The following is a 25,127-nucleotide window of genomic DNA, read 5'->3' as shown; positions in this document are numbered from 1 at the left end:
GAGAACAAAACGTGCCACAGACTGACTCCTGCCCCTACCCGCGGCTCCGCTCCAGCCCCCTCTCCCTGTGGGAGAGGGTTGGGGTGAGGGGAAAATCCCTACTATGACGTTTCCCGTGTAACAAGGAACTCGGCAAGTTAGCCTGAACCAAGCAGCATTCAGCATAAGCGTACTTAAATTAATCAATAGCGTATATACTTTGACCAGACACGCGGCGATGATATTTTCGTCAATAGATGGCGCAGCTGTGCGCCACATCGTGTTTTCGCAGCAGGAAAGACGCTAACCTAATGAAATCGCAGGCAACACAGAAGGGGATTACTATGTGGCAAGCCGTTAGCCGTCTGTTGAGTGAACATCTTGGCAGCGCAGAAATCCGCGAAAGGACTGAACTGCCCGGGGGAGAAATCCACCCGGCGTGGCGCGTGAGTTACGGTGACAGCGAGGTGTTTGTTAAATGTGATACCCGCGAAATGCTGCCGATATTTACTGCGGAGGCCGATCAACTGGCCTTGCTGGCTCGCAGTAAGACCGTGCGCGTCCCCGAGGTGTATGGGGTTGGCAGCGATCGCGATTACAGTTTCCTGCTATTGGAGTATCAACCCCTTAAGCCGCTGGATGCGCACGGGGCGCACTGCCTCGGGCAACAACTGGCCCGCCTGCACCAGTGGAGCGAACAACCGCAGTTCGGCCTCGACTTCGATAACGACCTTTCCACCACACCGCAGCCCAATGCCTGGCAACGCCGCTGGGCGGAATTTTTTGCCGAGCAACGCATCGGCTGGCAGCTACAGCTGGCGGCGGAAAAGGGCATGACCTTCGGAGATATCGATGAAATTATTGACGTGGTGTATCTGCGGTTGCAACACCATCAGCCGCAGCCTTCCCTGCTGCACGGCGATCTGTGGCCAGCCAACTGTGCTCAGGCCGCGGATGGGCCTTTGCTGTTCGATCCAGCCTGCTACTGGGGCGACAGAGAGTGTGATTTGGCGATGCTGCCGCTTTATCCTGAATTGCCCGCCCAGATTTATGACGGCTATCAGAGCGTGTGGCCGCTAGAGGCCGGGTTTATCGAACGCCAGCCGCTGTATCAGCTTTATTACCTGCTCAACCGCAGCAACCTGTTTGGCGGCCAACATCTGGTCATGGCGCAGCGGGCCATCGACAAGCTGCTCCATCCAGAGACGCTGTAATGTCATGGGCGCCGCATAGGGCGCCCGTTCTTTGCAGATCTACGCCACTCCGGCCATTTGCCCTAGCAGCTTGAGCACAAAATAAGCCACCACGGCGATCACCACCGGCAAGATATACAGCGGGAAGTATTGCAGCAAAATGGTGTGGTGTGGCAACGTCACCCGCTCTTCCAATTGCTCACGCGTGTGCCCTTCGCTGCCCTTGGCCTGTTCCAGGATCATCTGATCTTCCAATCCTTCACGGATAAACTTCACCTGACGCGACATGCGCGCACCGGAAGTCTGCAATGCCAGGCCGACAAAAATCAGGAAATAGATAATGATAAACATCAGATTAGCGCCGCTAAACAGGCTCTTATCCACGTCCGGTACCGGTGAGTTGTACCAGAAAATATTCAGGAATGGCGTATTGAAGCGCACCATGTCGACCATGACGTGGACAAAATCCAGCATCACGGCGTTGATCCCTCTGGACTTCTCACTGTGTTGATAAACAAAACCCAGCAGTGAAACCAGCGTTGACAGTAACGCCGGGATGAAAACGACCCATCCGAAAATGCGTTTCAGTATGGCAACGCGCCCAGCCTGTTGATACGTCATGTGTTCCCCTTGTAAGCGACGCAATCGTTGTTGCGCTAAGTCTACCTGTAGTTAATGAAACTCGCCCACCGTTTTCTTTATCTTCCCCCCAGTTCCAGAGAGATCCTGTACTTTGGGAAAACACCCCGGGCCCGAAGGGTGCAGGTACCTGAACAAAAATGATAGAGTGGCGAAAACATTTTCTTTTACTGGTGCTGCAGGAGTTAATTGTTAATGGCTTATTCGCAACGCATAGCAACCGCAATTTTTGATATGGACGGTCTACTGATCGACTCTGAACCCCTGTGGTTACAGGCAGAAATGGATATTTTCAGCTCATTGGGCCTGGATCTGTCCGATCGTCACAACCTGCCGGATACGCTGGGTTTACGCATCGATCTGGTGGTACGAATGTGGTTCCAGGCCATGCCGTGGCAAGGGCCTTCTCAGGAGGAAGTGGCTGGCCGCATTATCGAGCGGGCCATCGAGTTGGTACGGGAAAAGCGCCCGTTGCTGCCTGGGGTGCAACAAGCGCTGGAACTGTGCCGTAGCCTGGATTTAAATATTGGGCTGGCCTCCGCCTCTCCGCTACATATGCAGCAGCAGGTGCTGAAGATGTTCGATCTGGAGAGCTATTTCGATCAGTTGGTTTCAGCCGAATACCTGCCGTACAGCAAACCGCACCCGGAAGTCTACCTGATCGCCGCCGAACGCCTGGGCAGCGATCCACAGCACTGCATTACTCTGGAAGACTCCTTCAACGGTATGATTGCCACCAAAGCAGCGCGTATGAAATCGATCGTGATCCCTGCGCACGAATACAGCCAGGATCCGCGCTGGGCCTTGGCCGACCTTAAGTTGCAAAGCCTAGAGCAGTTAACTGCCGCCCATCTGGCCTGATCTTGACGGCATCGGCCCCGCCGGTGCCCTTTTCCCTCCCCCTGCACTCGCAAAATAAATAAAACACCATTTCATTTTTATTGAATTAAGACACCATTCAAATTATGCTAGTCGCATAAAGAAAACACCGGGCCATTAGGTGACACTGTCACTGCCACGCAGTTGCCATCGAAAGCCCGGTGCTTTCTTCCCTCACGGCAAGAGAGCAAAGCTATGATTCTGAATTCCTTCGACTTAACCGGCAAAGTGGCGCTGATCACCGGCTGTAATACCGGCCTGGGGCAAGGCATTGCGATTGGGTTGGCGCAGGCCGGTTGCGACATTATCGGCGTGAACCGCAGTCAGCCCGTTGAGACCATGAGCAAAGTTACCCAGACTGGGCGTCGATTCCTGAATCTGAACGCCGATCTCGGCAATATCGACGCCATCCCTTCTCTGCTAGCCACCGCCGTTGAGGCGTTTGGCAGAATCGATATCCTGGTGAACAACGCAGGAATTATCCGCCGTGAAGATGCCCTGAATTTCAGTGAACAAGACTGGGATGCGGTGATGGACGTCAATATCAAGACCCTGTTCTTTATGGCACAGGCGGTGGCCAAACAGTTCATCAGCCAGGGCAGCGGCGGTAAAATTATCAATATTGCTTCGATGCTTTCTTTCCAGGGCGGCATTCGCGTACCGTCTTACACCGCGTCGAAAAGCGCGGTACTCGGCATCACCCGGCTATTGGCCAATGAATGGGCACAGTACCAGATTAACGTTAACGCCATTGCACCGGGCTATATGGCCACCAACAACACCCAGCAACTACGTACCGATGAAGACCGCAACCAGCAGATCCTCGAGCGCATCCCGGCAGGGCGCTGGGGAACGCCGGATGACTTGATGGGCCCGACCGTCTTCCTTGCCTCGGCAGCGTCCGACTACGTTAATGGCTACACGCTCGCGGTAGACGGTGGCTGGCTCGCTCGCTGATCTCCACTGCGAACATATCCTTCCTCCGAATTTGAGCGGGCGCAGCATTTGCAGCGCCCCTACATTACCAGTCTTCCTGTATACCTCGTCCGTCATAAACACCGTTTCAACCCTTTGTAAAACGGCGTTAAATTAACAACTCGTTACAGGGTAACCGCTTCCGTAACTGTAAAAATTCCCATATACTGGATAAATTAACAGTTTAGTGGCCGGAATTTAGCAACATGACCGCGGAAGGACATCTCATATTCTCTGTTGCCTGCGCGATCTTTGCCAAGAAAGCGGAGGTGACACCCGTGCTCGCCGCTGGCGATTGGTGGCACATCATTCCCGCCGCGCTACTGACGTCACTGCTACCCGATATCGATCACCCTAAATCCATCCTGGGCCAGCGCCTGCGCTGGATAGCCATCCCGATATCTCGCGCCTTTGGTCACCGCGGTTTCACCCATAGCCTGTTGGCGATCGTCGGCGGCATGTGGCTATTTCAGCTAGAGGTGCCGCGCGGTTGGCCCATCCCCGCAGACGTGCTGCACGCCATGATTATCGGTTATTTCAGCCACCTGCTGGCCGATATGCTCACCCCTGCCGGCGTGCCGTTGCTTTGGCCCTGCCGCTGGCGTTTCTGCCTGCCAATATTGAACTCACAAAAAGGCAACCAGCTGGAGCGGGTACTGTGTATAGTTTTGGTGGCTTTCGCCATCTTCTGGCAAGGGGATTACACCTTTCCCGTGCAGTCGTATTTTGAGCAAATAAAAAATATCCGGCTGTGATCACAAAAAACCGTCTATTTTCCCGCCTTTCCGCTCATTACATCGACGATTTCAAGCCAAAAGTTATATTAAATTCTTTTTAGATATAAGTGCGCTTCATCGCAAACTGTTACGATATTTACATCGCATTACATCGGTGCTTGGCACCTTTAATTATAAAAAAACAAGATTGGAGACATTGGGGATGAATCTACCGCTCGTATTAAACGTGCTGGTTTTTGCCGCCCTCCTTTTGCTGTTGGCGCAAACCCGCCATAAGCAATGGAGCCTGGCTAAAAAAGTGCTGGTCGGCCTGGTACTTGGTGTGGTGTTCGGTTTGGCACTGCAACTGGTTTACGGCGCGGACAACCCGGTACTGAAAGCGTCTATCGGCTGGTTTAACATCGTCGGTAACGGCTATGTACAGCTGCTGCAAATGATCGTGATGCCACTGGTTTTCGCCTCTATCCTGAGCGCGGTAGCCAAGTTGCACAACGCTTCCTCGCTGGGAAAAATCAGCTTCCTGACCATTGGTACCCTGCTGTTTACCACGCTGATTGCCGCACTGGTGGGCGTATTGGTCACCAACCTGTTCGGGCTGACTGCAGAAGGTCTGGTCCAGGGCACACAAGAAACGGCTCGTTTGTCGGCGATCGAAACCAACTACGCGGGTAAAGTGGCCGATCTGAGCGTACCGCAACTGATCCTGTCATTCGTGCCGAAAAACCCGTTTGCCGATCTGACCGGGGCTAACCCAACGTCAATCATCAGCGTGGTGATTTTCGCTGCCTTCCTGGGTGTGGCTTCGCTGCAACTGCTTAAAGATGACCAACCGAAGGGCCAGCGCGTGCTGGTAGCTATCGATACCCTGCAAGCCTGGGTGATGAAACTGGTCCGTCTGGTGATGAAGCTGACGCCTTACGGCGTACTGGCGTTGATGACCAAGGTAGTTGCAGGCTCCAATATTCACGACATTATCAAGCTGGGCAGCTTTGTGGTTGCCTCTTACCTTGGTCTGGCGATCATGTTCGTGGTTCACGGCCTGCTGCTGAGCTTCACCGGCGTTAATCCGCTGAAATTCTTCCGCAAAGCGTGGCCGGTGCTGACCTTTGCCTTCACCAGCCGTTCCAGCGCTGCCAGCATCCCGCTGAACGTCGAAGCACAGACTCGCCGTCTGGGTGTGCCGGAGTCGATTGCCAGCTTCTCGGCTTCATTTGGTGCCACTATTGGTCAGAACGGTTGTGCGGGTCTCTACCCGGCAATGCTGGCGGTGATGGTTGCGCCAACCGTAGGCATCAACCCTCTGGACCCACTGTGGATCGCAACGCTGGTCGGCATTGTTACCGTCAGTTCAGCCGGTGTTGCCGGTGTGGGCGGCGGCGCGACCTTTGCTGCGCTGATTGTACTGCCAGCGATGGGCCTGCCGGTGACCCTGGTCGCCCTGCTGATTTCGGTTGAGCCGTTGATCGACATGGGCCGTACCGCGCTGAACGTTAGTGGTTCGATGACCGCAGGTACCGTCACCAGCCAACTGATGAAGCAGACCGACAAAGCCATTATGGACAGCGAAGACGAAGCGGAACTGGCTCACCGGTAACCCTAGACTGATTTGCAACTGAACCGGCGCCCACCCAGGCGCCGGTTCAGTTTATTTAGCCTTGCGAAACGGAGGGTTGATGACATACGTTAATGCAGATTTGAGCCTTTTGCCCTCCCCCTCACACATTTAGCATAACGAACCAAACTCCATACTCTCCGGCTCAATGATTTCCAGAAAGGCATCACATACAGCTTGTCCCTGCCAGGATGCACAAATTGACTTTGCTCTTAGTTGACTATCGGCGAATACAAGATCGACAAATACCCCATTGCCCAGGCTGACCAGATGCTGGCTTTTCCACCCAGTTTGAAACGCAAGATAATTTCCTACCATTTGGTTATAAACTTTATGCATTTCACTCTCGTGAATACCCGGCTTCAGACGAAATCTCCCGATTTCGATGCCACACCCTACTTTCAGTGATGATGGCAGATTCTCTTGAGCGGTATAGTGCCCCATCTGGTGCAAACAACTGACAGAGGCTCGAAAAGATGAGAATTCAGGCTGGCTCTCGACAGCCTTTGCTGCGGCCAGTGCTTCTTCAGCACCACTCCAAACAACGAAATCGACACGTTCGCTAGAGCTATCAATTCCTGTAAATGCAATCCAGTCGATAAAGCCAGGAAAACCCTTTAAAAGCTGCTGTGCCGATGTTCTTGCTGAATCGGCTTGTGTCAAGTTTTCAACCCGATAGGTGACTATTTCGTAATAGGGTGCAGTCATTAGTAACTCCGTTATCATGTGATATGAATCGCCACGGGTTTAACAGACACCTCAGAGTCATTTAAAATGGCCTAAAGAGAGGTGCACATGAGCAGTAAGCGTTATCCTGAAGAGTTTAAAATTGAAGCGGTCAAACAGGTTGTTGATCGTGGCCATTCTGTTTCCAGCGTTGCAACACGTCTCGACATCACCACCCACAGCCTTTACGCCTGGATAAAGAAGTACGGGCCTGACTCTTCCACCAACAAAGAACAGTCAGATGCTCAGGCCGAGATCCGCCGACTCCAAAAAGAGCTGAAACGAGTTACTGACGAACGGGACATATTAAAAAAAGCCGCGGCGTACTTCGCAAAGCTGTCCGACTGAGGTACGCCTTTATCCGTGATAACACCTGTTGTTGGCCTGTTCGTCTGCTCTGTCGGGTGCTGGATGTTCATCCAAGTGGGTTTTACACCTGGCTTCAGCAGCCACATTCACCACGGCATCAGACAGATATGAGGCTGACAGGACAAATCAAACAGTTCTGGTTGGAGTCCGGTTGCGTTTATGGCTATCGTAAGATCCATCTCGACCTGCGAGATAGCGGGCAACAGTGCGGGATTAACCGGGTCTGGCGGCTGATGAAGCGTGCCGGGATAAAGGCTCAGGTCGGATACCGAAGCCCAAGAGCTCGTAAAGGGGAGGCCAGTATCGTGACACCCAACAGGCTCCAGCGGCAGTTCAACTCGGAAGCACCGGATGAACGTTGGGTAACGGACATAACTTACATCCGAACCCACGAGGGCTGGCTGTATCTGGCCGTGGTTGTTGACCTGTTTTCGCGCAAAGTTATCGGCTGGTCAATGCAACCCCGGATGACAAAAGATATTGTCCTGAATGCGCTTCTGATGGCCGTGTGGCGGCGTAATCCTCAAAAACAGGTGCTGGTTCATTCTGATCAAGGTAGTCAGTATACAAGCCATGAATGGCAGTCATTCCTGAAATCACATGGACTGGAGGGCAGTATGAGCCGTCGTGGTAACTGTCACGATAACGCAGTTGCAGAAAGTTTTTTCCAGCTACTGAAGCGTGAACGGATAAAGAAAAAGATCTACGGAACGCGGGAAGAAGCCCGCAGTGATATTTTTGATTACATCGAAATGTTTTATAACAGTAAGCGTCGGCATGGTTCGAGTGATCAGATGTCACCGACGGAATATGAAAATCAATATTATCAACGGCTCAGAAGTGTCTAGATTATCCGTGGCGATTCAATATGAAGTCTGAATCGTATTACACGCCCCTGACAGTTTCTGTCAGGGGCGTGTAATATCGACTAATGAAAACTATCCGACTGTTCGCTTTACTTGACCATCTTCGCGGTCGTGTACATCCAGTATCCGCTGAGGTGTTAGCACAATCTTTGAATGTTTCTGTGAGAACAATCTACAGGGATATGGCAACTCTGCAGGCCATAGGCGCCCCTATTCGCGGTGAATCAGGACTAGGTTACGTGCTTGAAAAAGATTATTTCCTTCCGCCGCTTAACTTTGACCCTGATGAGCTGGACGCTATTATGCTGGGAATACGGCTGATAGGGGCTCGGGGAGATGACATGCTTTCAGCAGCGGCAAAAAGAGTTTCAGCGAAGATCAGCGCTGTGATCGATGTCAAAAAGATAGACACCTACAAGCAACTCCCTTTTAGAGCGGCTTCTCGGCGCACAGAAGTAAGCGAGAAGGCAGCCAAACACTTAGCTTTTCTCCGTCTTGCTATTCGTAAAAGACTTCAACTGAATATTCATTATATTGACTTACAAGGAAGAGAGAGCAACCGAATCGCACGCCCGCTCGGCCTGACAATATTCGATGCTGTGTGGCTACTGACTATCTGGTGCGAAAATCGCTCAGGTTTTCGTAATCTGAGGGTCGACAACATAACTTCGGCGGTGAGCACTGGTCAGCAGTTTAGGGCAGAGAGCGGTAAATTATTTGAGGACTATCTCAAAACACTTTAGCAGTGTCGCTACGGCCAAGGGCCGTGATGCCATTCGTCCAGCCATTGCCGGTGTTCCACGTCACTTGTTCAAAGAGTGCAAGATAGGCGGATAGCAGAGTAGTTGGATTTTATAAACCGAGGAGAGATTTCGAAGGCTGGGCGAGAAAGCGTAGGGGCGAAGCTATGCTCAGCCCCCTACAACTACGGCAAGCTTAAAACGGATAGTCGTGATAACCCATTTGCGCTGAAATCAGACGAGCGGCGGTATGTAACTGCGCCACGTAGCCCTCTTTGCCTTCTTCAGAGAAGCGGATAGTCGGGAAGGAGATGCTCAAGCCCGCGATCACCACGCCAAAACGGTCAAACACGGGCACCGCGATGCAGCGCAAGCCTTCTTCCTGTTCTTCGATATCTTCGCCAAACCCCTGCTCACGTACCTTATCCAATAGCGGCAGTAACTCAGCAGCGCTGGCGATGGTGTGCGGAGTGCTGCGGGTAAACTCGACATGGGACAGGATTTCTTCCACTTCGCCGCGATCGCGCCAGGCTAGCAAGACTTTACCAATCGCGGTGCTGTGCAGCGGGTTACGGCGACCGATGCGTGAATACATACGCAGGTTATACATGGAGTCGATTTTGTGGATATAGACGATGCTGTCTTCATCCAGCGCCCCCAGGTGGATGGTCTCACGCGTCTGGTTAGACAGTTCACGCATCTGGATGTCTGCACTGCGGATCAAATCGACGTTTTGCAGCGATTTGGCACCCAGTTCAAACAGCTTGAGGGTCAGCGAATATTTCTCCGACTCCCCTTCCTGTGAGACATAGCCCAGCGACTTCATGGTTTGCAGGAAACGGTAAACGGTACTTTTGGACATCATTACCCGCTGTGAAAGCTCGGTAATGCCGATCTCACGCTCATCACCCAGTGCCTGCAGGATGCCAAACACTTTCAGCACTGATGAAACGGAATCCGGTTGTTTGTCTAGATCTGCGTTAGCCATGGTTAATACCTTAACTTAACTATTTTTGTTTTAGGAAATTTGAACAAGAGTTTCAGTATAATCGGAACATTTCACCCCATGCAATGGAAGTTGCGCAATATTCGCCATTATTGATGGGATTAGCGGCAGACATCCCACTACTTTTACATTTAGCACAGAAACGGCGGGTGCATTCGGCGGGAAATATGATTAGCATTGTAATATTCCCCCTGTTTAATAACTACCTCCATGACAACGCTTGCAAATTCCGACGGCTTACCGGTCCCGCAACGCTACGGAGCAATCCTGGCCATTGCGCTAGGCATTACCGTGTCAGTGCTTGACGGAGCGATCGCCAACGTGGCCTTGCCGACCATCGCCCGCGATCTTAACGCCAGCCCGGCCAGCTCGATCTGGGTGGTCAATGCCTATCAGTTGGCGATCACCATCTCGCTGCTATCGCTGGCTTCCTTGGGCGATCTGATTGGCTATCGCCGCATCTATCAGGCTGGTCTGCTGGTATTCAGCATTACTTCGTTATTCTGCGCCCTGTCCGATTCGCTATTCACCTTGACGATTGCCCGCGTGCTGCAGGGGTTTGGTGCCGCAGCGATTATGAGCGTCAATACCGCCCTGATCCGCATTATCTATCCGCAGCGCTTTCTTGGCCGTGGCATCGGCATAAACTCGTTGATCGTAGCCTTCTCTTCCGCCGCCGGGCCTACGGTCGCCGCCGCCATTTTATCGGTGGCCTCCTGGCAGTGGCTCTTTGCCATCAACCTGCCGATCGGCATCGTCGCACTGATGCTAGGGATGAAATTTTTGCCGGCCAACAGTCAGAAAAGCAGCAATCAGCGCTTTGACCCTACCAGCGCGGTGATGAATGCGCTGACGTTTGGCCTGCTGATCACCGCCATCAGCGGTTTTGCCCAAGGCCAAAGCCTGCTGCTGATTGCCGCTGAAATCGCGGCGTTGCTGGTGATTGGTTACTTCTTTGTGCGCCGTCAGTTGCGGCAGACATCCCCTTTACTGCCGGTGGATCTGCTGCGCATCCCTATTTTTGCGCTGTCGATGGGCACCTCGATTTGCTCTTTTGCCGCCCAGATGCTGGCCATGGTGTCGTTACCCTTCTTCCTGCAGGCCTCTCTGGGCCGTGACGAGGTGGCGACGGGTTTGCTGTTAACTCCCTGGCCGCTGGCCATTATCGTGATGGCGCCGATTGCAGGCCGCCTGGTGGAACGTGTTCATGCAGGGTTACTGGGAGGGATTGGTTTGGCGACCTTCGCGCTCGGCTTGTTCCTGCTGGCGCTGTTGCCACATAACCCGACGGATCTGGATATCATCTGGCGCATGGTGCTGTGCGGTGCGGGCTTTGGGTTATTCCAGTCGCCCAACAACCACACCATTATTTCTGCCGCCCCACGCCACCGCAGCGGCGGAGCCAGTGGCATGTTGGGCACTGCGCGATTATTGGGGCAAACCTCTGGCGCGGCGCTGGTGGCTCTGATGTTCAACCTGTTCCCCACCAGCGGCACACACGCTTCGTTGGTGTTGGCGGGGATCTTCGCCAGCGTCGCTGCCGTAGTGAGTTGCCTGCGTATCACTCAACCCCGTGCGAATCTCGCTGAACCTGGCAAATAGCTTATCGGACGCAGCATGCGTGTTATCTGCGGCGCCCGCTTGAATAGCAAAAACCCCGGCGAGCCGGGGTTTTCGTTTGATACAACGTTATTTCAGATACTGGCCGGAACGCAGCGCTTCGATACGCTTGTCCAACGGCGGGTGTGACATAAACAGCTCGCTGAACGACTTGGATTTGCCGTTGATGCAGAAAGCCATCAGGGTGCCCGCTTCCTGCGGTTCATAGCTGGTTTTCAAACGTTGCAGCGCAGCGATCATCTTCTCGCGGCCGACCAGTTTGGCTGAACCCGCATCGGCGTGAAATTCACGATGACGTGAGAACCACATGGTGATAATGCTGGCCAGAATACCAAATACCAGCTCCAACACCATCGAAACACCGAAGTAAATCATCGGGTTGCCGTTACCTTCGCCTTCCCCATCACGGTTGCCTAGGAAACCGGCGGCCACCTGGGCAATCAGGCGCGACACGAAGATCACGAAGGTGTTCACCACCCCTTGGATCAGCGTCATGGTCACCATGTCGCCATTGGCAACGTGGCTGATTTCGTGGGCGATCACCGCTTCCGCCTCATCACGGCTCATGCTTTGCAACAGGCCGGTACTGACCGCCACCAGCGATGCATCGCGGCGAGCGCCGGTCGCAAAGGCGTTGATGTCCGGTGCCTGGTAGATGGCCACCTGCGGCATGGCGATACCCGCCTGCTGCGATTGGCGGCGCACCGTGTCCAACAGCCAGCGTTCGGTTTCGTTACGCGGCTGCTCAATCACTTCCCCACCGACGGAGCGTAGCGCCATCCATTTGGACATCAGCAGTGAAACAAACGCACCGCCAAAACCGAACAGACCGGCCATGATCATCAGGCCCTGAACGCTACTGGATTGGATCCCTGTCAGGCTAAGCACCAGCCCGAAAACCAACATCACCGCCAGGTTGGTGAGCAGGAACAAAGCTATACGCATCATAAAATGTTTACTTCCTCGTTATTTGTTAACAAAACGCGACCTCAGATACCCAGATCTTATGGGCATTGGTCACAATTTCAAGATTGGCAGGCCATTAAGCCACTAAAAATACGTAACTTTACAAAGTCACGAAGAAACAAGGGTTTTACAAAGTGTAAACGATTTCTGAGCCCAGAGTGGAGACCTCAACAGAAATTTTAGTGCGGGTATGGCAAAAAAAAAAGCGCACCCGAAGGTGCGCTCGATAGCGTTAAACCCGCAAATAACTTACTTGGCGGCGGCCGTCTGTTGCGATGGCTGCTGCTTTTCGTTATTGGCCAGATCCAGTGCGATCTTGACCGTTTCATCCAGATACGGATCCGGTTCCTTGTAGTCCTTTGGCAGGTCTTCCAGGGACTTCAGCGGTTTCTTACCCTCACGCTCCAGACGCTCATTAATACGCTTCAGGCGCGTAGCATCATCGTCATGGTTCTCTTTCTCACGGGTAGCCAGATTGAGAGAAACGATGTTGCGCTTGTCTTTCAACGCCTTGTAATGGGCAATATCCTGCGCGATGTATTGGAACTCGGGATCCTTGGCGATACGCTGCGCATGGTCTTTCAGCAGTTGCGGTTCAAACGGCTTCAAATCACCGGTTTTGGTGTAGGCAGCTGCATTAATGCTATCCCACGGCATGGCGTTATCTTCGAAGCTCTCGCCGGTTTCTGCCGGATCGATCCCCGTTGGCATCAGAATATCTGGCGTAACGCCTTTACGCTGGGTACTGCCACCATCAACGCGATAGAACTTCTGGATGGTGTACTGGACAGAACCCAGTGCAGGCCATTCAGGACGCAGCATCTGATCGTAAATCCGGTTCAGTGAACGGTACTGCTGCACCGTGCCTTTACCAAAGGTAGGCTCGCCCACGATCAGCGCACGACCATAGTCTTGCATTGCCGCAGCAAAAATCTCGGAAGCGGAGGCGCTGAAGCGGTCAACCAGCACCACCAGCGGGCCTTTGTAGTAGACTACGCCGTCGTTATCCGCATCTTCGCGGATCTTGCCGTTGTTATCACGCACCTGAACAACCGGGCCACTTGGGATAAACAGACCAGAAAGCGATACCGCCTCGGTCAATGCCCCACCGCCGTTGCCACGCAGATCGATAATCAGACTGTCGACGTTCTGCTTGGCCATCTTTTGCAGCTGGACTTTGACGTCATCGGTCAGGCCGACGTAGAAGCCAGGGATGTCCATCACTGCGACCTTCTGCTTGCCGACGGTCTTGATAGTCATTTTAACTGCGCGATCTTCCAGGCGTATACGCTCACGAGTCAGCGTAACTATCCGGGTTTTGGTGCCTTTACCTGCCGGCAGGATCTCCAGGCGAACCTTGCTGCCCTTCGGCCCTTTGATCTGCGAGACGACGTCGTCAAGACGCCAGCCGATCACGTCCACCATCGGTTTGCCTGCCTGGCCAACGCCGACAATACGGTCGCCCACGGCGATCGCCTTGCTCTTGGCTGCCGGGCCGCCTGCCACCATGGAGTTGATCACGGTGTAATCATCATCCATCTGCAACACGGCACCAATCCCTTCAAGCGAGAGACTCATCTCGGTATTGAACTGTTCGGTATTGCGTGGAGACAGGTAGTTGGTGTGCGGATCGATTTCGTGGGCAAACGCGGTCATGATCAGCGAGAACACGTCTTCGCTGTTGCTTTGCGTCAGACGTTTGATCGCAAACTGATAACGCTTGGTCAGTGTGTCACGGATCTCTTTATCCGTTTTGCCGGTCAGCTTCAGGTTCAACTGATCGTATTTGACCTTGGCATCCCACAGGCGGTCCAATTCTGCCTTGTCTTTCGGCCACGGCGCTTTGCTGCGATCGACGTCAATGGTGTCGTTGCCGGTGAAGTTCATCGGCTTGTCGAGCAACGATAGCGCATACTGATAGCGCTCAAAGCGGCGTTTTTGCGCCAGATTGAACAGCGCATAAGGCGTAACCAGTTTGCCGGATTTCAGCTCTTCACCCAGCGTGCTGCGTTTGTGGGCAAATTGCGCGACGTCAGAGGCCAGCAGCACATTGTGGCTGTAGTCCAGCATATTCAGGTAGCGATCGAAGATCTTGCCTGAAAAATCCGCATCCAGAGCAAACTGGCGATAATGAGAGCGAGTGAAGCGCGAGGTTACGCGCTCACTCACGGTTGCATGTTCAGCTTCCTGCTCAAGCTTGGGCAGTTGATCGATGCGGATGTTGGCTGTATCCGCTCCGTAACTGACACCCGCCCACAGCAAAGCCACAACTGCGGTTAATCTGACAAATTTGTTCATGCCTTGGTTGGCCTCCGTATCAGAACTGCAAGTGTTCTGCGCGCACAATCATCGCCAGACCGGAGGAGAGCTGTACACGAACGCCATCTTTGGCGATTTCGAGTACGGTTGCGTCCATCGCGCTCTGACCTGCTCTGACTTTGATTTCCTGGCCAATTTGCAGTTTTGAGATGTCTGTGACTGGCACATGACGCGGCTGGCTGGCCTCTTTGGCTACACGAGGTTCACGAGCTTGCTGTGGGCGTGCTTGTTGTGGGCGCGGCTTGCGGTTCTCTGCTGCGGCTCCGCCTTCACGACGTACGGCTGGCTTTTTGCCGGCAGGACGCGGACGACGAGGCTCGGCAGTGGCAGACTCACCAGCAGCTTCACGTTTTTTGGCATTCTGTTCGGCACGCTGTGCCTGAACGCGCGCTTTGGCTTCTTCAAGCTGCTGGCGAGCATGATCAACATGCTGCTGTTCCAGCTCTCCGCACGGGTTACCGTCCAGGTCTACACGCTGGGCGCCAACTTTGACACCGTACAGGTAACGCCAGCTTGAGGTATACAGGCGCAAAGCTGAACGCAGCTGCGTTTTGCTGAGGTTCTCTTCCCCTTGTACACGTTCTACCAGATCCTGAAAAATACCGATTTTCAGCGGGCGTGCTTCGCCTTCGGCGCTAAAGCAGAGCGGGAAACGCTCGGCAAGAAAAGCAATGACTTCTTTAACTGTGTTCAACTTGTGTTGATTTTCCATGAAATTTCCTGATTACAACGGGTTGCCAACAAGCCGCAGGCATGAACAGGCGTCATTATAATGACGCCATCGCTAAATGCCACGTTAACCGTAGATCAACTTGCCGCTACAGTGACATATTTCGCAAAATTGCTCTGTGCCAGCCGTGCGCAAAGCCCCGCCACCACTGCTTTCAGGCCGATTTCGTCCTGTTCATCGAAGCGTTGATAAACTGTGCTGTCGATATCCAGAACACCGATGACCTGACCACTGACGTCTAACGGCAACACAATTTCCGCGTTGCTGGCGGCATCGCAGGCGATATGTCCAGGAAATGCATGAACATCGCCAACGCGCTGCACCTGATTCTGCGCCGCTGCCGTACCGCACACGCCCTTACCCAACGGGATCCGCACGCAGGCAATCTTGCCTTGGAACGGACCTAGCACCAGTTGATGGCCTTCCATCAGGTAAAAACCGACCCAGTTTACGTCATCAAGACGCTCATTGAGTAGCGCACTGGCGTTAGACAATGCGGCGATAAAATTATCTTCCCCATCCAGCAATGCGCTCAAATCGCGTTTTAATTCCGCGTAGAATGATTCTTTAGTCATGATTAACCGTTCAAATACTCAAATAGCCCCGACTTAACCCGTATAAAATAAGCATTAAATGCGTATAGCCACAAGGTTAATCATCTGTTGCTTCACAAAACACGGTACAACAGGGTATGTTTGCCGTCTAAAAATCATTTGTAACCTGCGATGCTAATCCCTTTTTACCGGTTGATAGCATTGACGGGTTGGTTTTCAAGCTACGCTAAGTAGACCTCAGGTCGCCAAACAGCATTCATGATGAAGATACTCGCCATTACCGGCCCGCTCTCCAAGGCTCGCCACCAACGCTGTTGTGAATGCGATTTGCTGTTCACGTTGCCGCCGTTAACCCGCATTCAGGCCGCCTACTGCCCACGTTGCAACGCCAAAGTGGTGAATGGCCGCGACTGGTCAATGACCCGCCTGACCGCGGTAGCCGTCACCATGCTGTTACTGATGCCCTTTGCCTTTAGCGAGCCGTTGATCAGCATCCGCCTGCTCGGCACGAAGATTAACGCTAGCCTGTTGGAAGGCATCTGGCAAATGAGCAGCCAGGGGGATCCGTTTACCGCCAGCATGGTCGCCTTCTGCACCATCGGCGCGCCGCTGACACTATCACTGTCATTGCTGTACCTGTGGTTTGGCCATGCGCTCGGCATGAACCTGCGGCCAGTGCTGCTGATGCTGGAACGCCTGAAAGAGTGGATCATGCTCGATATTTACCTGATCGGCATGGTGGTCGCGGCGATCAAGGTCAAGGAATATGCAGATATTGAACCTGGCAGCGCCCTGATTGCCTATCTGGCATTGACCCTGCTCAGCCTGCTGACGCTGATCCACATGAACCTGGAGCAGATGTGGGAACGCTACTATCCGCAGGAACAGCCAGAGGGCAAACCAGAGGCGTTACACGTCTGCCTGGCCTGCCATTTTACCGGTTTTCAGGATGAGCGTGGCCGCTGCCCCCGCTGTCATGTGCCGATGCGCCATCGCCAGCCTTACAGCCTGCAAAAAACCTGGGCCGCGCTGATTGCCGCCATCGTGCTGCTGATCCCCGCCAACCTGCTGCCGATCTCGGTGGTTTACGCCAATGGCGCGCGTATGGAAGATACCATTTTCAGCGGCGTCGTTTCGCTGGCCAACTCGGGCAACATGCCAATCGCCGCCATCGTATTTATCGCCAGCGTCCTGGTGCCCTTTACCAAGGTGATCGTACTGCTGGTGCTGCTGTTCAGCATTCATTTCAAAACGTCGCACAGCCTCAAAACCCGCATCCGGTTGCTCCGGCTGGTCACCTGGGTTGGCCGCTGGTCGATGCTCGATCTGTTCGTGATCTCGTTGATGATGTCGCTGATCAATCGCGACCAACTGTTTTCTTTTACTATGGGGCCAGCAGCTTTTTACTTTGGGTCTGCGGTTATTTTAACTATCCTTGCCGTACAGTGGCTGGACAGCCGATTGATTTGGGATGCACATGCAACAGGAAACGCCGAATACGCCGACTGAGGCGCGGGTCAAAAACAAGCGCCGAATCTCGCCATTCTGGTTACTGCCGTTTATCGCCCTGCTGATTGCCGGGTGGCTGGTCTATACCAATTACCAGGAGAGCGGCAATAGTGTCACCATAGACTTCCAGTCTGCGGCGGGTATTGTCGCTGGCCGTACGCCGGTACGTTACCAGGGTGTGGACGTGGGCACCGTGCAAAGCATTTCGCTGAGCAAGGATCTGCGGAGTATCGTGGTTGAAGCCAGCATCAAGAGCGATCTGGAAGACTCACTGCGGGAAGGCACACAATTCTGGCTGGTCACGCCCAAAGCCTCGTTGGCTGGGGTGTCCGGCCTGGATGCACTGGTCGGTGGTAACTACATCGGCATGATGCCGGGCCGTGGCAAACCGCAAACCCACTTCACCGCGCTGGATACGCAGCCGAAATACCGCCTGAATACCGGCGAGTTGATGATCCACCTGCAAGCAGACGACCTCGGTTCCCTGAACACTGGCTCGCTGGTCTATTATCGCAAGATCCCGGTCGGTAAAGTGTATGACTACACTATTTCGCCGGGTAACAAGGGCGTGATCATCGACGTGCTGATCGACCGCCGCTTTGCCAATCTGGTGAAGGACAACACCCGTTTCTGGAACGTTTCCGGTTTTAAAGGCGATTTCAGCCTGTCCGGCGCCAGCGTGCAGATGGAGAGCCTGGCCGCGCTGGTAAACGGTGCGATAGCCTTTGACTCCCCGCTAGACGGCAAGCAGGCCAAGGCCGATCAAAACTATACGCTGTATCCGGATCTGGCCCGTAGCCAGCGTGGGGTTAACATCTCACTGGACCTGCCCGACGGCAATAGCCTGAGCGAGGGCCGCACGCCGCTGATGTATCAAGGATTGCAGGTTGGCACGCTGACTCGCCTGGCCCTGCAACAGGATAGCAAGGTCACCGGCGAACTCACCATCGATCCTTCGGTGGTCGATCTGATGCGCAGCGGCACGCGCATTGAGATGAGTAGCCCAAAAGTCAGCCTTAACGACGCCAAGCTGAGTCAGCTGTTAACCGGTAACACCCTGGAATTGGTGCCGGGTGAAGGCGAACCCCAGCAGCATTTTACCGTGTTGGACAGTAGTAAAACGCTGCTGCAACAGCCTGGCGTGGTGACGGTCACCTTGAATGCCCCGCAAAGCTACGGCATCGACGTTGGGCAACCGTTAATCGTGCACGGTATCAAGGTCGGGCAAATCCTGACCCGTACCCTGACCGACGGCGGTGTGACCTTTACGGCTGCGATCGAAGCTCAGCACCGCAGCTTGCTGCATAAAGACAGTAAATTCGTGGTCAACAGCCGGGTGGATGTCAAATTCGGGTTGGACGGCGTGCAAGTGTTAGGTGCCAGCGCTCAGGAGTGGCTAGACGGTGGCGTACGCCTGATCCCTGGGGGTAAAGGCGAACCGGACGCGCAGTATCCGCTGTACAGCAACGTGGAAAAAGCCGCCGAGGGCATCGTCGGCAACAGCCCACTGCCCACCTTGACGCTTACCGCCACCAGCCTGCCAGATGTGCAAGCTGGCTCGGTGGTGTTATACCGCAAGTTCCAGGTGGGGGAGATTGTCAACGTACGGCCCAAGGCCAACGAGTTTGACGTTGAGGTTTATATCAGCCCGGAATACCGCAAGCTGTTAACCAGCGAAAGCATTTTCTGGGCGGAAGGCGGTGCCAAGGTGCAATTGAACGGCAGCGGCCTGACAGTGCAGGCTTCCCCGCTCAACCGCGCGCTGAAAGGCGCTATCAGCTTTGATAACCTGCAGGGCGTAACGCTGGATAAAGGGGCCAAACGCGTGCTGTACGCCTCAGAAACCGCCGCTCGCGCCGTGGGTAGCCAGATCACGTTACGCACCTATGATGCCAGCAAACTATCCCCTGGCATGCCAATACGCTATCTGGGCATTGATATCGGCCAGCTTGAATCACTGAAACTGGCACCGGAGCGTAACGAGGTGTTGGCCAAAGCAGTATTGTACCCAGAGTATGTGAAAACCTTTGCCCGTCTCGGCAGCCGTTTCGCCATCGTTTCACCGGAGATTTCTGCCGCTGGGGTCAATAATCTTGACTCCCTGTTGCAGCCCTATATCAACGTGGAACCCGGCCACGGCGGATCAATGCGTACTTTTGAGCTGCAGGAAGCCAGCATTACCGACTCCCGCTACCTGGATGGCCTGAGCGTGATCCTGGACGCCGCCGAGACCGGTTCGCTGCAAATCGGCACGCCGATCCTGTTCCGTGGCATTGAAGTGGGTACCGTGACCGGTTTCTATCTGGGGGCGATGTCAGATCGCGTGCACGTCTCGCTGCGAGTCAGCAAGAAATACCAGCATCTGGTACGTAACAACAGCGTCTTCTGGCTGGCCTCTGGCTATAACCTGCAGTTTGGCCTGACGGGCGGCGTGATCAAGAGCGGTACTTTCCAGCAGTTTATTCGCGGCGGTATTGCCTTTGCCACCCCACCTAGCATTCCGCTGGCCCCTAAAGCCACGCCGAACAAACACTTCCTGCTGAATGCAGAAGAGCCGAAAGATTGGCGCGAATGGGGCACCGCTATCCCTAGGGACAACTGATAGTTCTCGGCAGGGTTCAATGTTCTGAGCCCTGCCGCTCCCCCCAAGATAATCCATACCATTACTGCTTTGCCATCCATCCCATTGATCGAAACTTGCCGGTATTCTCAGGCAGGCAGTTTATGGTAAACTAGCCCCTTCGATTTTTTTCCGCCCTGAGAGCTCCCTGTGGCTAAACCTGCCCCTGCTTTTTTGCCTCCTGCTTTTCTCGACGCAACTCGCGCCATCATGCCTGACCATTTATCCATGGATGACTTCATCGCTATTTGCCAGCAACCCTTGCGGCGTAGCCTGCGGGTCAACACGCTGAAAATCAGCGTTGCGGACTTTCTGGTGCTGGTCAAAGACTACGACTGGCGGCTGGAACCCATCCCCTGGTGCCCCGAAGGCTTTTGGATCGAGCGCGATGACGATGCATTACGGCTGGGCAGCGCGGCGGAGCATCTAAGCGGCCTGTTCTACATTCAGGAAGCCAGTTCCATGCTGCCGGTGAGCGCCCTGTTTGCCGAGCGTGAAACCCCGCGCCGAGTGCTGGATGTCGCCGCAGCGCCGGGTTCCAAAACCACCCAGATCGCCGCGTTGATGGGCAATCAGGGCGGCATTGTCGCCAATGAATATTCGGCCAGCCGAGTCAAGGTGTTGCATGCCAACATCAGCCGCTGCGGCGTCAAAAATACGGCGCTGACCCATTTTGACGGCCGGGTGTTTGGCGCAGCCTTACCGGAAAGCTTTGATGCCATCCTGCTGGATGCGCCCTGCTCTGGTGAGGGCGTGGTGCGTAAAGATCCGGATGCCATGAGCAACTGGTCGCCAGAAAGCGTAGCCAGCATCGCGCAAACCCAGTGGGAACTGATCGACAGCGCCTTCCACGCCCTGGCCCCCGGCGGCGTGATGGTTTACTCCACCTGCACGCTGAATGCCCAGGAAAATCAACAGGTGATACATCAACTGTTGGCAACCTATGGCGACGCCGTCAGCATTGAGCCGCTGGGTGACCTGTTCCCACAAGCGCAACTGGCCCTCACTCCAGAAGGCTTCCTGCACGTATTCCCACAGATTTATGACAGTGAAGGCTTCTTCGTCGCCCGGCTACGCAAAAATCACAGCGTTCCGGCATTGGCCAAACCGAGCTATAAGCTGGGCAAGTTCCCTTTCGCCCCACTTTCGGCCCAGGAGTCCGCACTGGTGGCGCAGGCTGCCGCAGCCTCGGGTTTGGTCTGGGATGAAACCAGTAAATTATGGGCGCGGGATAAAGAAATCTGGCTGTTTCCAGCCGCGCTGGAGCCTTTGGTCAGCAAAGTGCGTTTTTCCCGCATTGGCGTAAAGTTGGCGGAACGCTTCCCAAAAGGGTTCCGCTGGCAGCATGAGGCGGTGATCGCCTTGGCGGCCAGTGACAACCCACAGACTTTTGAGCTCGATGCAGCACTGGCCCAGGAATGGTTCCATGGCCGCGATCTCTATCCCGCGCAACCCCCACAGAGCAATGAGTGTATCGTTACTTATCAGCATCAGCCGCTAGGGCTGGCCAAACTGATCGGCAGCCGGATTAAAAACAGCCTGCCCCGCGAACTGGTGCGCGACGGAGTACTGGATTTCCATCAATAACGTCTAATAGGCGACGGTAACCGTGACGGTGTCACTATAGCTCCCCGCTGGCTGGTTGTTTTGCGACAGGTTAACCGAGGCGGTATAGGGAAAGGATTGCGAGGTACCCGTGCCCGTCGCGTTGCTATTGGTGGCGGCGGTCCAAACGGTGCTATCCCCCTTGAACAGCTGATACTGAATATAGCTGGTGGTGCCGTTTACCGTAGACGCCATTTGCCGATATTGCCCCGAACTGGCGACGCTGCTGGTCAGGTTGACCGAGTAGCTGGCGTTGAGGGTGCAACGTACGCTGAGGGTATTGGACACAACCGTAGTGAGGCCAGACGGCAACGCCGCGCTACCGAACCCGACATTTGGCGCGCTGTCGATATAGCAAAAATTGGTGACAACCAGCGACAGGGTGATATTGGCGCCGGACGTTATACTCCCGGTGTCCGCGACACAAATGGGGCCAAGCGCAATCGAGCAGATGCTCCAGTCCCAAGCGATCGGAATGGTATCCGTATAAGTGCCAGCAGCCAGATTAGAGTTCATTTGTGGCCGGATAAAAATCGGCAGCGTGCTGTTTGGCCCGGTAAACAGGCCTAGTAAATCCAGTGCGGTAGTACTGGTCCAGGTAATGACGCTGCCCTGATTATACAGGGTGCTACAGCCACCATCCTTGCACAGACTGTATGGTAGATACTGGCCGGTTGCCGCACTGTATAAACGCGGCTGGTTGCCAACTGGATGTAAAGTCGCACCGATGGTGGCCTTAATGGTGTTAGTACCGCCAATATTAAGCAGCGAGCCGGTACATTTCAGCCCGCTACTGACAGAGGTGGTTAACGGAGTCGTGCTGACGTCAAAGGAATTTTGTGTGCCCAGGCTGCCCGCGGTTGCAGGGGCGGTGCAGCCCGCCCAACCGAATGGCATAACCCCCACGAACAGCAGCAATGCCAATCCTGCTCGCATCCATCGTAATAACATAATCATGATTTTTTCTCTTCGGCACTGCCTTGGCAGACCAGCGGCCCGACCTGTTCAATGCTGTGATAATTGGGGTTCAGGTCGAAATCCACACGGCACATTGAGCGGTCGTCCTGCTGAATACTTAACTGGCCGTGGGATTGTAAATGTGAGAAGTACACCAGCCCGTCATAGCCGACAACGGTGGTTTGTTGCGTGGTTTGTTCCGTGACCAACGTGCCCAATTTCAGCGGTTGCCCGGCGGTGTCATGCAACGTGATATTGGCCGAGAGGACTTTTTGTACCGGGAATTTCACCACCATCCCGCTGCCTTGCTTAACGGCAATGCGATTGTTGACCTGGTTAGCCACCACGTCCGCCGGTAACGGCAGTGTGTCGATCTCGACCTTGGCCGGATAGTACGAACTGATCGACGGGATCAACAGGTGCCCATTGCTGTCGGTGGTGCCCATCTTCTGATTCTCATACAGCACCGAAACCCCGGCATAATTATCGGTATCCACCACGATAAACGCGTCGTTGATCTTGTCCGACAGGAACCAGGAGTTAGCCATGAACACCACTGAGCCGCTCAGGTCTGCCCAGTTGGTATATTCTCCTTGTGGGCCGAAGATGCCGCCTTGCAGCGTGGCATAGCGGGTTTTCCAGGTGGCATCGGCCTGTTGATAGGCATCGCCACCACCGCTGTAAGCCAGGTTCCAGCCCATGCCGCCATCCGTGGGAGCCGCCTTGCTGGCCCCCACCTGATGCTGATAATGCCCATTATTGTTACGTGCTAACCCTGCATGGAGGCTGACATCACTACCCAGTGGAATAATGAATTGCAGCTGCGCACTGTAACCGTTATCCCCCAACGTTTTATTGAGTGAGACAAACATGCTGCTCTGGCCCCACAGGGCACGGCTGTAAGAGAAGTTCACCAGGCGGGTATGCGAGTTGTCATAGGCCTGCACGTCGTAATAGCCCAAGCCCAAGGTGCCATTACTCGAGCCAAACGGCGAAGCGCTGAAGGTGGCCTGATCGGATTGGCGGCTCAGGCGGGTATTGCTGGTGTAAGACGTGAGATCCTGATAACCCACGGTGCGCGAAGCACGTTGTGCCGAAAAGCTAAATAGCGTCGAATTATAGGAGTAGCCCAGTGTGTACTGGCTACCGTCTTTTTTGTCCGTCACGTTAGTGCCCAGCGGATTGTCTATATTCTGATTGGGGTGGGGCATACCTGGCGTATTCGGCCGGACAATCTGGTCGTTCACCACGTCGCTGGTCGCCACCGGCGGATGATTAGCCTTGCTCTGGCTGGCAGACAGGCTGAGCGTACCCCATGTTCCCACCGCGATATCGGCCCCCAACCCGCCGAGTGCCAGCCCTTGCGTGGCCTCGCTGTGCCCGGAAAGCGTCAGATAATTACTCAGCCCGTAGCGGTAAATCCCGCTGAAAGCCGCGTCGGAATAATCGCCGTTGGAGATGCCATAATCCTGGCGCACCGCGCCGAGTGACACATCAAAGTCGCTCAGGTTTTTACGCAACAGGGTGTTGGAAACATAAAACGGCACCGTGGTCGATACCTGGCGCCCGACCGCATCGGTGGTGACGATCGTCGCTTCACCAGCCCCGTTGATGTAAGGCACATTGGTAAGGGTAAACGGCCCGGAGTTCAGATTATTGCTGCTGGCCTTAAAGCCGTTGAGAAATAAATCCACGGTGCTGGGGACCGCTGCGGTACCGCTATATTGCAGCAGCGGATAGGTCACCAGATCCGGGCGCAGGGCAAAATTGCGGCTGATGCGTAATCCCCCCATGCGGGCCGAATTACTCCAGGTTAGCGAGTTGCTGACAAAATCCCCAAGCTGGTAGCTGATCAAATCTTGTTCATCGCTATAACGCCAGAACGTATCGTAGCGCAGATAGCGGTCTTGTACGGCACTGCCGCCCTCGCCCGATGCGGTGTCGATATTGTAGCGATAGGTCCCAGTGTTACTGATAAACCCCAGGTTGCTAAACAAACGCTGCTCCATCCAGGTGGCAACCGATCTGGAGCCTTCGTGGGGGTCGGTATAATAGGAGTCGTAGTTTAGCAACAGACCGGTGCTGCTTTGGGCCATCGTGTAATTCATCAGCTCGCCGCCGCCGACGTCCTGTTTTGGCAGCCAGGCATCCGGTACCTGAAAAATCAGCTGCTGGGCGGCAGAATCATATTTCACCTTCACCCTAGGCAACTCCTCGACCTTAATCAACCCTTGCTGACCCTTGGTCTGCACATGGTTCTTTGCCAGCACGCCGGCCTCCACGTAATACGCATTGTCCCGATAGGTCACAGGAACCACCTGCCCGTCGCTCTGACCATTGACGACCAGGGTCAGGTAGAACATCGCATTGGTGATCACCGGTGCCGCACGCGGGGCATCGGGCAATGATGAGTATTCCTGCGCCTGAACGCAGAAGGTACTCAGGCAAAGCAGGCACAGACCGCCCCGGCAATTCAGCGGATACTGATGACCGGAACGAGTAATGGCTCGGATCGGCATTAGTCGC

At 54.4% G+C, this 25,127-nt stretch carries 20 protein-coding genes; 11 read left to right on the top strand and 9 right to left on the bottom strand.

Annotated features, from left to right (window positions below; translation table 11 throughout):
• Positions 1 to 323: 323 nt before the first annotated feature.
• Positions 324 to 1,193 carry a fructosamine kinase family protein gene (locus KGP16_RS11975; RefSeq protein WP_021804611.1) on the top strand — a complete coding sequence of 290 codons (870 nt, stop codon included), beginning with the start codon at positions 324 to 326 and terminating at the stop codon, positions 1,191 to 1,193.
• 39 nt (positions 1,194 to 1,232) lie between these two features.
• On the opposite strand, the gene KGP16_RS11970 is transcribed toward KGP16_RS11975, so the two are convergent.
• A complete protein-coding gene (locus KGP16_RS11970) occupies positions 1,233 to 1,793 on the bottom strand; it encodes a YniB family protein (protein ID WP_021178205.1) in 561 nt (186 codons plus the stop codon).
• A gap of 213 nt (positions 1,794 to 2,006) precedes the next feature.
• Between KGP16_RS11970 and hxpB the strand changes: the two genes are divergently transcribed.
• The 4 genes from hxpB to KGP16_RS11950 all read left to right on the top strand — a co-directional run bounded on the left by hxpB (position 2,007) and on the right by KGP16_RS11950 (position 5,996).
• Positions 2,007 to 2,672, top strand: coding sequence for a hexitol phosphatase HxpB (hxpB, locus tag KGP16_RS11965; RefSeq protein WP_021804612.1), 666 nt, complete (start codon positions 2,007 to 2,009; stop codon positions 2,670 to 2,672).
• A 213-nt stretch (positions 2,673 to 2,885) separates the two neighbouring features.
• Complete coding sequence (gene kduD, locus KGP16_RS11960; protein ID WP_223501378.1) at positions 2,886 to 3,647, top strand: 2-dehydro-3-deoxy-D-gluconate 5-dehydrogenase KduD; 762 nt, start codon at positions 2,886 to 2,888, stop codon at positions 3,645 to 3,647.
• 224 nt (positions 3,648 to 3,871) lie between these two features.
• Complete coding sequence (locus KGP16_RS11955; RefSeq protein WP_071680439.1) at positions 3,872 to 4,420, top strand: metal-dependent hydrolase; 549 nt, start codon at positions 3,872 to 3,874, stop codon at positions 4,418 to 4,420.
• Positions 4,421 to 4,604: 184 nt separating this feature from the next.
• Positions 4,605 to 5,996: an L-cystine transporter gene (locus KGP16_RS11950; protein WP_021804615.1), complete on the top strand. Its 1,392-nt coding sequence runs from the start codon at positions 4,605 to 4,607 to the stop codon at positions 5,994 to 5,996.
• Between the two features lie 129 nt (positions 5,997 to 6,125).
• On the opposite strand, the gene KGP16_RS11945 is transcribed toward KGP16_RS11950, so the two are convergent.
• Positions 6,126 to 6,722, bottom strand: coding sequence for a hypothetical protein (locus tag KGP16_RS11945; protein WP_094981813.1), 597 nt, complete (start codon positions 6,720 to 6,722; stop codon positions 6,126 to 6,128).
• An 87-nt stretch (positions 6,723 to 6,809) separates the two neighbouring features.
• On the opposite strand from KGP16_RS11945, the gene KGP16_RS11940 reads away from it, so the two are divergent.
• Positions 6,810 to 7,957 (top strand): IS3 family transposase gene (locus tag KGP16_RS11940; RefSeq protein WP_223500153.1). Its coding sequence is split into 2 segments (ribosomal slippage): positions 6,810 to 7,047 and positions 7,047 to 7,957, totalling 1,149 coding nucleotides; the frame shifts between segments, so codons are not numbered across the junction.
• 83 nt (positions 7,958 to 8,040) lie between these two features.
• Complete coding sequence (locus KGP16_RS11935; protein ID WP_094981814.1) at positions 8,041 to 8,718, top strand: YafY family protein; 678 nt, start codon at positions 8,041 to 8,043, stop codon at positions 8,716 to 8,718.
• 193 nt (positions 8,719 to 8,911) lie between these two features.
• Here KGP16_RS11935 and kdgR read toward each other — a convergent pair whose 3' ends face one another.
• On the bottom strand, positions 8,912 to 9,703 hold the full coding sequence (kdgR, locus tag KGP16_RS11930) for a DNA-binding transcriptional regulator KdgR (protein ID WP_021178210.1): 792 nt from the start codon (positions 9,701 to 9,703) through the stop codon (positions 8,912 to 8,914).
• A gap of 228 nt (positions 9,704 to 9,931) precedes the next feature.
• Between kdgR and KGP16_RS11925 the strand changes: the two genes are divergently transcribed.
• On the top strand, positions 9,932 to 11,323 hold the full coding sequence (locus tag KGP16_RS11925) for an MFS transporter (protein WP_071680444.1): 1,392 nt from the start codon (positions 9,932 to 9,934) through the stop codon (positions 11,321 to 11,323).
• An 87-nt stretch (positions 11,324 to 11,410) separates the two neighbouring features.
• On the opposite strand, the gene htpX is transcribed toward KGP16_RS11925, so the two are convergent.
• The 4 genes from htpX to KGP16_RS11905 all read right to left on the bottom strand — a co-directional run bounded on the left by htpX (position 11,411) and on the right by KGP16_RS11905 (position 15,931).
• Entirely contained in the window at positions 11,411 to 12,289 is an 879-nt protein-coding gene (gene htpX, locus KGP16_RS11920) for a protease HtpX (protein WP_021178212.1), read from the bottom strand.
• A gap of 267 nt (positions 12,290 to 12,556) precedes the next feature.
• Entirely contained in the window at positions 12,557 to 14,605 is a 2,049-nt protein-coding gene (prc, locus tag KGP16_RS11915; RefSeq protein ID WP_223501376.1) for a carboxy terminal-processing peptidase, read from the bottom strand.
• A gap of 19 nt (positions 14,606 to 14,624) precedes the next feature.
• Positions 14,625 to 15,338: an RNA chaperone ProQ gene (proQ, locus tag KGP16_RS11910; RefSeq protein ID WP_021804621.1), complete on the bottom strand. Its 714-nt coding sequence runs from the start codon at positions 15,336 to 15,338 to the stop codon at positions 14,625 to 14,627.
• A 95-nt stretch (positions 15,339 to 15,433) separates the two neighbouring features.
• Positions 15,434 to 15,931, bottom strand: coding sequence for a GAF domain-containing protein (locus tag KGP16_RS11905; RefSeq protein WP_021178215.1), 498 nt, complete (start codon positions 15,929 to 15,931; stop codon positions 15,434 to 15,436).
• 240 nt (positions 15,932 to 16,171) lie between these two features.
• On the opposite strand from KGP16_RS11905, the gene yebS reads away from it, so the two are divergent.
• The 3 genes from yebS (at position 16,172) to rsmF (ending at position 21,626) form a co-directional block, all read left to right on the top strand.
• Positions 16,172 to 17,419 carry a membrane integrity lipid transport subunit YebS gene (gene yebS / locus KGP16_RS11900; protein WP_223501531.1) on the top strand — a complete coding sequence of 416 codons (1,248 nt, stop codon included), beginning with the start codon at positions 16,172 to 16,174 and terminating at the stop codon, positions 17,417 to 17,419.
• Entirely contained in the window at positions 17,388 to 20,021 is a 2,634-nt protein-coding gene (locus KGP16_RS11895) for a PqiB family protein (protein WP_223501374.1), read from the top strand. The genes yebS and KGP16_RS11895 overlap by 32 nt, the downstream gene beginning before the upstream one ends.
• Before the next feature lie 168 nt (positions 20,022 to 20,189).
• Positions 20,190 to 21,626 (top strand): 16S rRNA (cytosine(1407)-C(5))-methyltransferase RsmF, encoded by a 1,437-nt coding sequence (rsmF, locus tag KGP16_RS11890; protein WP_094981817.1) that lies wholly within the window; start codon positions 20,190 to 20,192, stop codon positions 21,624 to 21,626.
• 3 nt (positions 21,627 to 21,629) lie between these two features.
• Here rsmF and KGP16_RS11885 read toward each other — a convergent pair whose 3' ends face one another.
• Together KGP16_RS11885 and KGP16_RS11880 are read right to left on the bottom strand one after the other, a co-directional pair.
• The gene (locus KGP16_RS11885; protein ID WP_223501365.1) at positions 21,630 to 22,601 is read right to left on the bottom strand and encodes a spore coat protein U domain-containing protein; all 972 of its coding nucleotides are present in this window, start codon (positions 22,599 to 22,601) and stop codon (positions 21,630 to 21,632) included.
• A complete protein-coding gene (locus KGP16_RS11880) occupies positions 22,598 to 25,120 on the bottom strand; it encodes a fimbria/pilus outer membrane usher protein (RefSeq protein ID WP_223501363.1) in 2,523 nt (840 codons plus the stop codon). The genes KGP16_RS11885 and KGP16_RS11880 overlap by 4 nt, the downstream gene beginning before the upstream one ends.
• Positions 25,121 to 25,127 lie beyond the last annotated feature (7 nt).

The organism is Serratia sp. JSRIV006 (assembly GCF_019968685.1).
In the GTDB taxonomy this organism is placed as follows: domain Bacteria; phylum Pseudomonadota; class Gammaproteobacteria; order Enterobacterales; family Enterobacteriaceae; genus Chania; species Chania fonticola_B.
This window is presented reverse-complemented; position numbering and strand designations above follow the sequence as displayed.